Below are 12,083 nucleotides of genomic sequence, written 5' to 3'. Positions count from 1 at the left end.
TGACTTGGTGATTGAAGCTACGTACTTCCCGGGCCGTCGGGCCGGTGCTGGAATCTCCGGTCTATACCTCGCTGTCCACTCAACGGCGCCTATTACGTTGGCGCTCAAGGCGTCCGGATGGTCAGACCCGTCGCGAGCAGTGCCGTCGCCGACAGTCCGAAGGTCGACTTGAACCGATCGGACAGGTGCGACGGACTGGTGAACCCGGCCTCGACCGCCGCCACGGTCAGGCTCTGCCCGGCAGCGATCTCGGCGCCGGCGCGGGTCAGCCGACTCCACAACCGGTAGCGGCGCAGGCTCGATCCGGTCTCCTGGCGAAACAGGTGCAAGAACCGGGATTCGGACAATCCGACCGCGGCAGCCAGGTCGCCGGCCGACTCGACGTGCGTGGGGTCGTCGCGAATCTGCTTGGCCACCAGTTCAATCCGCGGATCCATCCGCTGCACCTGGGTCGGTGCGGCGGTATCCAGCCAACGCAGGGCGGCGATATCGCCGGCCGGCACGTTCAGCAGCGCGCCTTCGGCGCGGTGCCGCACACCGATGCCGTCGGTGTCGGTGAACAACTCCCGGCATGACGCCGTACGCGCCGAGGCCGGATCCAGGTAGCAGGACACCAGCCGACCCTGCACCGTCAGCTGGTGACGTACCCGCGGCGGGATCAACACCGTGCGGGCCACCGTCGTCGCCCGATCCGTCTGCACCGACAGTGGTTCATCGATCCCGACGGCCAGGCAGAACACCGATCCCGAATGGGGTTGCAAGCCCAGGCCAGGTCCGGCGTATAGGGCCTGCCCCGGCCACAGCCACACCGTCGGGCAGCAGGTTTGTGGAAGCGGGGCAGGTGTACGGGACGACATGCTGGACTCCATGGTCAATCTCGACAGGAGGCTACCGTGCAGATCGTCATCATCGCCGTCGTAGGCGTGTTCTTCCTGGGCATGGGCGCGTACGCGCTGGCTGCCCCCGCCGCGATCCTGCGGCCGTTCGGGTTCACGCTCGGCGGTGCCGCGGCGCGTGCCGAAGTGCGCGCCGTGTACGGCGGTTTCGGCCTGGCGATCGCCGGCATCCTCGGGTACGCCGCGGCCACCCCGGGGGCTGTCCGCACCGGCGTCCTGTTCACCGTGGCCGCGGCCCTGGCCGGCATGGCGTTGGGCCGCATGGTGTCGGCGGTGATCGACGACTCGACATCGTTCTACCCCAACTGGTTCTACTGCCTGGTTGAACTGGCGGCCGCAGGGGTGCTGTTCTGGGCCGCCCGCTGACCAAATCGTTCGCGAGCCTGACTGGACGGCGGCGAACCGGCCCGAGAATCGCCGTACAGTCAGGCTCGGGCAGAGTTCCGCTCATCGGTCCACAAGGTCGTCGACGGCAAGCATGGCGACCGGTGGTTTCAGCTGGATGTTCTACGCGACGAGCCTGATCGGATCAGGTCAGCCGGAAGATCACTTTCCGGCTACTACCTCGACATTCCCAGTCAGTGCGCCAGGCCACATATAACTGTCGCCTAGTCTTGAGCCTCGTGCCTGCCAGGACTGCCCGTCTCGTCGCGATCATCGCGGGCCTAGCGGGTCTGCTGCTTTGCGCGCTGACCCCACTGCTGCCCGTCAAACAGACCACCGCGACCATCCTGTGGCCTCAGGCCCCGGGTGCCAGCGGAAATGTCTCTGACCTCACCGCCCCGCTGGTGTCGGGTGCGCCGCTGGCGCTGGATGTCTCCATCCCGTGCTCGGCCATCGCCACCCTGCCGGCCGCCGGTGGTCTGGTGTTCTCGACGATCCCGCCCGACGGTATCGACGCCAGCCGCAACGGGCTGTTCGTCCGGGCCAACGCCACCGACGTCGTCGTCGCCTTCCGCGACACCGTCGCTGCCGTCGCCAAGCGCGCCGACATCGGGAAATGCAGCAACCTGCACCTCTGGGCCACCAACAGCGGCGTCGGCGCCGACTTCATCGGCCTGCCCGGAGCCGCGGGCACCGGCAGCGTGGAGAAGAAGCCCCAGGTGGCCGGCATCTTCACCGGTCTCAAGGTCCCCGCGCAGCCCGGCCTGTCGGCACGCGTCGACATCGATACCCGGTTCATCGTCGTCCCGACGTTCGTGAAGTCGGCCGCGATGGCACTCGGCGTGCTGCTGACGCTGGTCTCGATCCTCGCGCTGGCCCTGCTGGACCGGCTGGACGGCCGCCGCGTGCACGACGCGTGGCAGCGGTTCTGGAAGGTCAGCCGCTGGCACTGGCTCGCCGACATCGCGGTGTTCACCGGCCTGGCCGGGTGGCACCTGATCGGCGCGATCTCCTCCGACGACGGCTACAACCTCACCATCGCCCGGGTCTCCAGCCAGGCCGGCTACGTCGCCAACTACTTCCGCTACTTCGGCACCTCCGAGGCGCCGTTCGACTGGTACCAGTCGGTGCTCGCGCACCTGGCGACCGTCAGCACCGCCGGCGTGTGGATGCGACTGCCCGCACTGCTGGCCGGCATGGCCACCTGGACCTTGCTGTCCCGCTGGGTGCTGCCGCGGCTCGGCCCCGGCGCCCGCGGGGTGTCCTCGAACGCCATCGCCATCTGGACCGCGGCCGCTGTCTTCCTGGCCGCCTGGTACCCGTTCAACAACGGCCTGCGCCCCGAACCGCTGATCGCCTTCGGTGTGATCGCGACCTGGGTGCTCCTCGAATACTCCATCGCCACCCGGCGCCTGGCCCCGGCGGCCGTCGCGATCATCGTGGCGGCCTTCACCGCGACCACCGCACCGCAGGGCCTGATCGCGCTGGCACCGCTGCTCATCGGCGCCCGCGCCCTGGTCCGCACGATCCGCAGCCGCCGGGCCGGAACCGGCCTGCTGGCCCCGATCGCGGCGCTGGCCGCGTCGGCGTCGCTGATCCTGACGGTGATCTTCCGCAACCAGACGCTGGCCACGGTCGCCGAGTCGGCGCGCATCAAGTACACCGTCGGCCCGACCATCTCCTGGTACCAGGAATTCCTGCGCTACTACTTCCTCACCGTCGAGGACAGCGTCGACAGCTCCATGACCCGCCGCTTCTCGGTGCTGATCCTGCTGCTGTGCCTGTTCGGCACGCTGACCCTGCTGCTGCGCAAGGGCCGGGTGCCCGGCCTGGCCAGCGGCCCGGTGTGGCGCCTGCTCGGCAGCACCGTCCTCGGCCTGCTGCTCCTGCATTTCACCCCGACCAAGTGGGCGGTGCAGTTCGGTGCGTTCGCCGGGCTGTCGGGTGCGTTCGGCGCGATCATCGCCTTCGCGTTCGCGACCGTCGGGCTGCACAGCCGGCGGAACCTGGCGCTGTACGTGACGGCCCTGCTGTTCGTGCTGGCCTGGGCCACGTCCGGCATCAACGGCTGGTTCTACGTCGGCAACTACGGCGTGCCGTGGTTCGACCGGCAGCCCGTGCTGGCCGGCCACCCCGTCACCTCGATGTTCCTGGTGCTGGCGATCATCACCGCGCTACTCGCCGGCTGGCTGCACTTCCGCATCGACTACGCCGGCCACACCGAGGTCGCCGAGACCCGCCGCAACCGGGCGCTGGCGTCGACGCCGCTGCTCATCGTCGCGGTGATCATGGTCATGCTCGAGGTCGGCTCGATGGCCAAGGGCTTCGTGCAGCGCTACCCGCAGTACACGACGGCCCGCGCGAATCTGAACGCAGTGACGTCCGGGCTGTCCGACAAGAGCTGCGCCATGGCCGACGACGTGCTGGTCGAGGCCGATATCAACGCCGGCACGCTGCAGCCCGTCCCCGGCCAGACCTGGGGCAAGTACGGGCCGCTCGGCGGCGAGAACCCCGTCGGCTTCACCCCCAACGGCGTCAGCGACTCGCTGGCCCCGCCGCACCCGGTGGTCGCCAACCCCGGCACCGTGAACTCCGACGGCTCGCCCAACAAGCCCAACGTCGGCGTCGCCTTCGCGGCCGGTACCGGCGGCGGCTACGGCCCGACGGGCGTCAACGGCTCCAACGTCTTCCTCCCGTTCGGCCTGGACCCGGCCCGCACCCCGGTGATGGGCAGCTTCAAGGAGAACGGTGTCGCCGCCAAGGCGACGTCGGCCTGGTACGAACTCCCGCCGCGCGCCGCGGACCGGCCGCTCGTCACCGTCGCAGCCGCCGGCGCCATCTGGTACTACGACGAAGAGCACGAGTTCCACTACGGCCAGTCGCTCAAGCTGCAGTGGGGTGTGCACCGACCGGACGGCAGCTACCAGGCCCTCGGCGAGGTGCAGCCCATCGACACCTTCGCCCAGTACGCCTGGCGCAACCTGCGTTTCCCGCTGGCATGGGCACCGCCGGAGGCCAACGTGGCCCGCATTGTCGCCGACGATCCGAACCTGTCCGAGGACCAGTGGTTCGGCTTCACCCCGCCGCGGGTGCCGACGCTGCAATCCGCGCAGCAGTTCCTGGGGTCGCAGACGCCGATCCTGATGGACATCGCCACCGCCGCGAACTTCCCGTGCCAGCGCCCGTTCTCCGAGCATCTCGGCGTCGCGGAGCTGCCGCAGTACCGCATCCTGCCCAACACCAAGCAGGTCGTGGTGTCGTCGAACATGTGGCAGTCCGCGCAGAAGGGTGGCCCCTTCCTGTTCATCCAGGCGCTGCTGCGGACGTCGACCATCCCGACCTACCTGCGCAACGACTGGTACCGGGACTGGGGCTCGATCGAGCGGTACGACCCGGTGGTGCCGCCGTCAATGGCACCGCCCGCAGCGATTGACCAAGGCACCATGACCGTCAACGGCTGGAGCCGCCGCGGCCCGATCCGGGCCCTGCCATGACCGGGACGGGAATGAACGCACAGCAAGTGAAGGTCACCCGTTGGGTGGCGATCGTCGCGGGCCTGATCGGCTTCGTGCTGTCGGCGCTGACGCCACTGCTGCCGGTGGTACAGACGACCGCGCAGTTGAATTGGCCGCAGCAGGGCCAGTTCGGCAATGTGACCGCGCCGCTGATCTCGCAGACGCCGGTGACGATGAAGGCGACGATTCCGTGCGACGTGCTGCGGACGCTGCCACCCTCGGGCGGGCTGGTGTTCGGCACGGTACCCAAGGACGGCAAGCAGGCCGCGCTGAACGGCCTGCTGGTCAATGTCTCCAGCAGCCGCGTCGACATCACCGACCGCAACGTGGTGATCGCCAGCGTGCCGCGCCTGAAAGCCATTGGTAATCCGGGTTGTTCGCGCATCGAGATCATCTCCGACAAGAACGGGACGTTCGCGACGTTCGTCGGCCTGACCGGGACCGACGGCAAGGAACTGCGTACCGGGTTCGCCGACCCGAACCTGCGGCCCACCGTCGTCGGCATCTTCACCGACCTGAAGGGCGCCGCGCCGCAGGGCCTTTCGGTGTCCGCGACGATCGACACCCGGTTCATCAACCGGCCGACGATCATCAAGTACACCGCCATGTTCGGCGGCATCGCGGCGACCATCGTTGCGCTGCTCGCCCTTTGGCGCCTGGACCGGATGGACGGGCGCCGCATGCAGCGCCTCATCCCCAGCCGCTGGCGGACCTTCAGCCTGGTCGACGGTGTCGTGGTCGGCGGGTTCCTGCTCTGGCACGTGTTGGGCGCCGGGTCATCTGACGACGGCTACATCCTGGGCATGGCGCGCGTCGCACCGCACGCGCAGTACATGATCAACTACTTCCGCTGGTTCGGTAGCCCCGAGGATCCGTTCGGCTGGTACTACAACGTGCTGGCCCTGATGACTCACGTCAGCGACGCCAGCATCTGGATCCGCTTGCCGGACTTGCTCTGTGCGCTGATCTGCTGGCTGCTGCTGTCGCGTGAAGTGCTCCCCCGGCTCGGGCCGGCGGTGGCGGGCAGCAAGACGGCCATGTGGGCCGCGGGCCTGGTCCTGATGGCCGCCTGGATGCCGTTCGACAACGGCCTGCGCCCCGAGGGCCAGATCGCCACCGGCGCCCTGATCACCTACGTCCTGATCGAACGCGCCATCGGCACCAGCCGGCTGACCCCGGCCGCCCTGGCCATCATCAGCGCGGCGTTCACCCTGGGCATTCAGCCGACCGGCCTGATCGCCGTGGCCGCCCTGCTGGCCGGTGGCCGCCCGATCCTGCGCATCCTGGTCCGTCGCCGCCGCGAGGTCGGCACCTGGCCGCTGGTGATGCCGCTGCTGGCCGCCGGCTTCGTGATCCTGACCGTGGTGTTCGTCAACCAGACTGCGGCAGGAGTGTTGGAAGCCACCAGGATTCGCACCGCGATCGGACCGAGCCAGGCCTGGTACACCGAGAATCTGCGGTACTACTACCTGTTCCTGCCGACGGTCGACGGCTCGATGACCCGGCGCTTCGGCTTCCTGCTGACCGCGCTGAGCCTGTTCACGTCGATGTTCATGATCCTGCGGCGCAAGCGGGTGCCCGGCATCGCCCGCGGCCCCGTGTGGCGCCTGATGGGCATCATCTTCGCCACCATGTTCTGCCTGATGTTCACCCCGACCAAGTGGGTGCACCACTTCGGGCTGTTCGCGGCCGTGGGCGCGGCGATGGCCGCGGTGGCCACCGTGCTGGTGTCCCGGTCGGTGCTGAAGTCGGCACGTAACCGCATGGCCGTCACCTCCGCGGTGCTGTTCCTGCTGGCGCTGGTTTCGGCCACCACCAACGGCTGGTGGTACGTGTCGAGCTACGGCGTGCCGTTCAACAACGACATGGTGGCGGTCGGCGGAATCAAGCTCAGCACAATCTTTTTGGCGCTGTTCGTGATCACCGCACTGTGGGCGTTCTGGCTGCACTTCAACAGCGACCGCCCCGAAGGCCGGCTCACCCGGCTGGTCACCACGGCCCCCATCCCGCTGGCCGCCGCGTTCATGGTCGTGGTCTGTGTGGCGTCGATGACCATCGGCGCGGTGCGCGAATACCCGACATACTCGAACCTGGCCAGCAACCTGCGGGCGCTCAAGGGCGGCTGCGGGTTGGCCGACAACGTGCTCGTCGAGCCCGATTCGAACGCCGGGTTCCTGACCCCGCAGGCCGGCGACTACGGGCCACTGGGCGCGTTGGGCGGCGTGGGTGCCGCCGGCTTCACGCCCAACGGGGTACCGGATCACATTGTCGCCGAAGCGATTCGACTCGACTTCCCGATGCCGGGCACCGACTCGGACTGGGACGCCGCGGTGAAGCTCAAGACGCCGGGCATCAACGGCTCGACGGTGCCGCTGCCCTACGGCCTCGACCCCGCACGGGTGCCGGTCGCCGGGACGTACACCACCGGTCCGCACTCGCAGGCCAAGCTGACGTCGGCCTGGTACGGGCTGCCCGCCGCTGATGCCGCGCAGCCGCTGGTGGTCGTTACCGCAGCCGGCACCATCACCGGCAACAGCTCGCTCAAGGGCCGCACCGAAGGCCAGACCGTCGAGCTGGAGTACGGCCGCACCGGTCCGGACGGTCACCCCGTCGCGGGCGGACGCGTCGTGCCCTACGACATCGGTCCGACGCCGTCGTGGCGCAACCTGCGGTTCGACCGTCGTCAGATTCCGGCCGATGCCACGTTCGTTCGTGTTGTGGCAGTGAACCTCTCGCTCAACGAGGGTGACTGGATCGCGGTCACCCCGCCGCGGGTGCCCGAGCTCAAGACCCTCGAGCAGTTCATCGGCAAGACGCAGCCGGTGCTGATGGACTGGGCCGTCGGCCTGGCGTTCCCGTGCCAGCAGCCGATGCTGGTGCGCAACGGCGTGACCGAGGTGCCGAAGTTCCGCATCACGCCGGACTACACCGCCAAGAAGCAGGACACCGACACCTGGCAGGACGGCATCAACGGCGGCCTGCTGGGGATCACCGACGTGCTGCTGAAGGCGCATGTGATGTCGACGTACCTGTCCGACGACTGGGGCCGGGACTGGGGCTCGCTGCGCGCGTTCACGACCGTCGTGGATGCGACGACGGCCGAGCTGGACCTGGGCACCGCCGTCCACAGCGGGCTGTACTCGCCGGGGAAGATGCGAATCAAGCCATAACCCGTTCCGCCGAGTGGCCAGTTGCGACACGCGTCTTGCGAAAATCCGTGTCGCAACTGGCCACTCGGCGTTTTAGTCGCATCGCCGGATGCCCGGCCAGCCCTCAGGGCGACCGACCGCTTGACAGATTCCCAATCAAACACAATGATTAGCAATCAAACCCAAGTGGTACAGGTCACAATGCATTGGAGGTGTGATGCCATCCACAGGACCCGCTCAGCGCGATACGACGGGTGCCCTCTACGCCGACCAGCGCAAACAACACCTGCTCGAGGTACTGCGCCGGGACGGCCGCATCGATGCCGCCGGCACCGCCTCCGAGCTGGGTGTCACGGGTGAAACCATCCGCAAGGACCTCATCCTCCTGGAACGCCAGGGCCTGTTGCGACGGGTGCACGGCGGAGCCGTGCCGGTCGACTACCTCTCCTACGAACCGGCAGTCGAGACGCGGACCGAGTTCCTCGCAGAGAAGACCCGCATCGCCAAAGCTGCGCTGGCGCATCTTCCGGAACGCGGATCTGTTCTGATCGACGCCGGGTCCACCACCGCACAGCTGGTCGACATGTTTCCCGGTGACCGCGAGCTCACGGTGTACACGAATTCACTGACACAGGCGCTGACCCTGCTCAGCCGGCCACAGCTGACGGTGTACACCCTCGGCGGTCGGGTACGCCCGAAAACCTTTGCCGAAGTCGATGATTGGGCCGCACGCGCGCTTGCCGAGATCAACGTAGACGTCGCATTCCTGGGAGCCAACGGGATCAGCACACACCGCGGACTCACCACTCCCGCACCGTCCGAAGCAGCGGTGAAACGACGGATGCTCGCGTGCGCCCACCGACGCATCCTGCTTGCCGACCACAGCAAGTTCGGGACCGTCACCGGAGCCCAATACGGGCAGTTGGCAGACATCCACCTCTTGATCACCGATACCGGCCTGGACGATCACCAGCTCTCCGAACTGTCCGCACCCGGCTTGATCGTGGAGCGGGCGTGATATCCCACTACGTTTCAACAACTTTCGCAGATACCTAAAATCACCGTCAGCCGTCGGTGACCCCATCACACGCCGTCGCGTGCTGCCCGAAGGAGAACCCCTGCATGGCCGACCCGAGAGTCCTCGGCATCGTCCTGGCCGGCGGTGAGGGCAAGCGTCTGTCCCCACTGACACTCGACCGGGCCAAGCCGGCGGTCCCATTCGCCGGACTGTATCGATTGATCGACTTCGCCTTGTCGAACCTGGTCAACGCCGGAGTCCTGCGGATCGCCGTTCTCACGCAGTACAAGAGCCACAGCCTCGATCGCCACATCACCACCACTTGGCGGATGAGCAGCCTGCTCGGTAACTACGTCACCCCGGTGCCCGCCCAACAGCGCCTCGGCCCGCAATGGTATTCCGGCTCCGCGAACGCGATCCACCAGTCGCTGAACCTGATTCACGACGAAAAGCCCGATCTGGTTATCGTTTTCGGCGCCGATCACGTCTACCGCATGGACCCCCGGCAGATCATCGCCCAGCACCTCGACAGCGGTGCAGGCGCCACGGTCGCCGGCATCCGTGTGCCGCGACACGAAGCCGGCGCCTTCGGCGTCATCAAGACAGCCGCTGACGGTCGACAGGTGGAAGCCTTCCTGGAGAAGCCGTCTGATCCGCCCGGCCTGCCCGACTCCCCCGACGAATCGTTCGTCTCGATGGGCAACTACGTGTTCTCGACCGAAGCACTCATCGCCGCGTTGCACGCCGACGCAGCCGACGAGTTCAGCAAGCACGACATGGGCGGCGACATCATGCCGATGATGGTCGAACAGGGCCTCGCTCAGGTTTATGACTTTCAGAGCAACCAGGTGCCGGGTGCTCGTGCCGGAAACAACGGCTACTGGCGCGACGTCGGAACCTTGGACTCCTACTACGACGCCCACATGGACCTATGCGCCGTAGTACCCGCTTTCGACTTGTACAACAGCGCCTGGCCGATCCTCACGCACATACCGCCGCACCCGCCGGCGAAGTTCGTCCACGAAGACGGTGACCGAGTCGGCCGCGCCGTCAACAGCGTGATCTCCAACGGGGTGATCATCTCCGGCGCGCTGGTGCGTGAATCGGTACTGTCACCCGGCGTCCGAGTGGAGGAACACGCCACAGTGGAGCGATCAGTGATCATGGACAACACCATCGTCGGCGCGAATGCATTGGTACGCAACGCCATTATCGACAAGAACGTCGTTGTTCCGCCCGGCGCGCAGATCGGGGTCGACAAAGAGCATGACCTGGCGCGCGGCTTCGCCGTATCCGACGGCGGAGTGACCGCCGTCGGCAAGGGCCAGCAGGTCACCCTGTAGTCAACAACCAGGAGGTAAGAGTCACACCATGAGCGGTAAGCGAACGGCATTGCCGCTACCCGCGTCGTCGATCCGGCCGGTGGCCGACGAATGGGAGTGGCAGCATTCAGCGCGTTGTCGCACAATGGATTCCAGTATCTTCTTCCATCCAGACAACGAGCGCGGTCGGGCTCGCAGGCAACGCGAACAACAGGCCAAACAGGTCTGCCAGCAATGCCCGGTGAAGGCCCCGTGCGCCGCCTTCGCCCTGCTGTCCCCTGAGTCGTATGGCACCTGGGGCGGAGTATCCGAATCCGAACGCGTTTCTGCACTTGGCATTTCAGGTCGGACCAAACTGGTCGCCGCCAGTGGCGAATAGCAACAGCATCAACTCAACTCTCACCAATTGCTCGGCAAACACAAGGAGATGACGCATGTCCAAAACAACCCAACACACCTCGCCCGCCGCCCGAATGCTGGCGGCGATCGTCGGCGGCAGCGCCCTGGCGGTGATGGGAACCCTTACCGTGACCACTGCCCACGACGCCCAGTCGGTGATCACGGCATCCGGTGGCCCGGCAACAATCACCAGCAGCACACCGCCGTCGACGCCGCCGATCGCGTTCGCATCACCGACCGTGACCGCGACCTACTCCGGGAAACACTAAGCGCGACAATCGCAGTAGTGTGGGACCCACATTCCACACAAGTTGCCCGCTGAAAGCACGAGTGATGTCGACGCACCTGTCCGACGAGTGTCCAGTTGCGACACGCGTTCTGCGCTTGGGTTCAGGGTTCTAGTGCAACAGCTGGTGGATTGGACGGGTTGGACAGTAGTTCGTCGAGGCGTTGGGCGGGTGTTTTCCAGTCGAGGGTTTTGCGTGGCCGGTTGTTGAGTTTGGCGGCGACATGGTCGAGGTAGTCCTCGGGGAAGATTGATAGGTCGGTGCCTTTGGGGAACCATTGGCGCAGAAGGCCGTTGGTGTTCTCGTTGGTGCCGCGCTGCCAGGGCGAGTGCGGGTCGCAGAAGTAGATGTCCAAGTCGATCGCTTCGGTGATCTGGGCGTGGTTGGCCATTTCCTTGCCTTGATCCCAGGTCAGCGTTTGACGCAGCATCGCCGGCAGTCGAGGCATTTTGGCGACGATCGCGTTCTGCACGGCTTCGGCAGTGTGGTTGTCGGGCAGGTGCAGCAGCATCGCGTAGCGAGTGGATCGCTCCACCAGGGTGCCGATCGCCGACCCTGATTCGGTGCTGCCCAGGATCAGGTCGCCTTCCCAGTGGCCGGCGATCGCTCGGTCGAGGGCTTCGGCGGGGCGTTCGCTGATGTTGATCATCCCGGGGATGCGTCCGCGACGTTCCCCGGGGCGGCGCCGCGGGTGGCGCAAGGCCCGTCCGGTGCGCAAGCAGGTGTGCAGTTCACGGCGCAGATTGCCTTTGCCTTGCACGTAGATCGACTGGTAGATCGTCTCGTGGGACACCCGCATCTCCAGGTCGTCGGGAAACTCCATCATCAGCTGCCGGGCGATCTGCTCGGGGCTGTGAAAGTCCGTCAACCAAGTCTGCACCTGAGCATGCAGGCGACTGTTGGTGGCTAGCTTGCGCCGCCGCGGACGCCGGGCGTTGCGTTGTGCGCGAGCCTGGGCGGCGCTGGCGAGGTAGCGCGGCCGCCGCATCGGCCCACCGCGCCACGGAGCGCCGAACCGGAACTGTGGCCGGTACTTGTTGCGGCCGCCGGCGCTGTTTGATCCACCCCGGCGTGTCCGGAGAGTTCGTCCGTTGGGAAGGATGGACACGTGGG

The 12,083-nt window shown here is 66.9% G+C and carries 8 protein-coding genes and 1 pseudogene; 7 read left to right on the top strand and 2 right to left on the bottom strand.

Annotated features, from left to right (window positions below):
• Positions 1-104: 104 nt before the first annotated feature.
• On the bottom strand, positions 105-857 hold the full coding sequence (locus A7G45_RS07490; RefSeq protein WP_260935386.1) for a helix-turn-helix domain-containing protein: 753 nt from the start codon (positions 855-857) through the stop codon (positions 105-107).
• 36 nt (positions 858-893) lie between these two features.
• Here A7G45_RS07490 and A7G45_RS07485 point away from each other — a divergent pair, with 36 nt between their 5' ends.
• From A7G45_RS07485 to A7G45_RS07455, 7 genes are all read left to right on the top strand, one after another.
• The gene (locus tag A7G45_RS07485) at positions 894-1,262 is read left to right on the top strand and encodes a DUF4345 family protein (protein WP_260935385.1); all 369 of its coding nucleotides are present in this window, start codon (positions 894-896) and stop codon (positions 1,260-1,262) included.
• A 257-nt stretch (positions 1,263-1,519) separates the two neighbouring features.
• The gene (locus tag A7G45_RS07480; RefSeq protein WP_260935383.1) at positions 1,520-4,774 is read left to right on the top strand and encodes an arabinosyltransferase domain-containing protein; all 3,255 of its coding nucleotides are present in this window, start codon (positions 1,520-1,522) and stop codon (positions 4,772-4,774) included.
• A gap of 11 nt (positions 4,775-4,785) precedes the next feature.
• A complete protein-coding gene (locus tag A7G45_RS07475) occupies positions 4,786-7,965 on the top strand; it encodes an arabinosyltransferase domain-containing protein (RefSeq protein ID WP_260935379.1) in 3,180 nt (1,059 codons plus the stop codon).
• A 196-nt stretch (positions 7,966-8,161) separates the two neighbouring features.
• The gene (locus tag A7G45_RS07470) at positions 8,162-8,962 is read left to right on the top strand and encodes a DeoR/GlpR family DNA-binding transcription regulator (RefSeq protein ID WP_260935377.1); all 801 of its coding nucleotides are present in this window, start codon (positions 8,162-8,164) and stop codon (positions 8,960-8,962) included.
• A 104-nt stretch (positions 8,963-9,066) separates the two neighbouring features.
• Positions 9,067-10,305, top strand: a complete 1,239-nt coding sequence (gene glgC, locus A7G45_RS07465; RefSeq protein WP_260935375.1) for a glucose-1-phosphate adenylyltransferase — start codon at positions 9,067-9,069, stop codon at positions 10,303-10,305.
• A gap of 28 nt (positions 10,306-10,333) precedes the next feature.
• Entirely contained in the window at positions 10,334-10,663 is a 330-nt protein-coding gene (locus A7G45_RS07460) for a WhiB family transcriptional regulator (protein ID WP_260935373.1), read from the top strand.
• Between the two features lie 55 nt (positions 10,664-10,718).
• On the top strand, positions 10,719-10,952 hold the full coding sequence (locus A7G45_RS07455; protein ID WP_260935371.1) for a hypothetical protein: 234 nt from the start codon (positions 10,719-10,721) through the stop codon (positions 10,950-10,952).
• A gap of 121 nt (positions 10,953-11,073) precedes the next feature.
• Here A7G45_RS07455 and A7G45_RS07450 read toward each other — a convergent pair.
• Positions 11,074-12,018: pseudogene (locus tag A7G45_RS07450) on the bottom strand (IS30 family transposase); the annotation flags it as partial.
• Positions 12,019-12,083: the final 65 nt, after the last annotated feature.

The sequence above is a fragment of the Mycolicibacterium llatzerense genome (assembly GCF_025331195.1).
GTDB classification, from domain to species: Bacteria; Actinomycetota; Actinomycetes; order Mycobacteriales; family Mycobacteriaceae; genus Mycobacterium; species Mycobacterium llatzerense.
This window is presented reverse-complemented; position numbering and strand designations above follow the sequence as displayed.

Coding starts and splice junctions, on each gene's coding strand:
- A7G45_RS07490 (WP_260935386.1), bottom strand. CDS start 857: ATGTCGTCCCGTACACCTGCCCCGCTTCCACAAACCTGCTGCCCGACG.
- A7G45_RS07475 (WP_260935379.1), top strand. CDS start 4,786: ATGAACGCACAGCAAGTGAAGGTCACCCGTTGGGTGGCGATCGTCGCG.
- A7G45_RS07470 (WP_260935377.1), top strand. CDS start 8,162: ATGCCATCCACAGGACCCGCTCAGCGCGATACGACGGGTGCCCTCTAC.
- glgC (WP_260935375.1), top strand. CDS start 9,067: ATGGCCGACCCGAGAGTCCTCGGCATCGTCCTGGCCGGCGGTGAGGGC.
- A7G45_RS07460 (WP_260935373.1), top strand. CDS start 10,334: ATGAGCGGTAAGCGAACGGCATTGCCGCTACCCGCGTCGTCGATCCGG.
- A7G45_RS07455 (WP_260935371.1), top strand. CDS start 10,719: ATGTCCAAAACAACCCAACACACCTCGCCCGCCGCCCGAATGCTGGCG.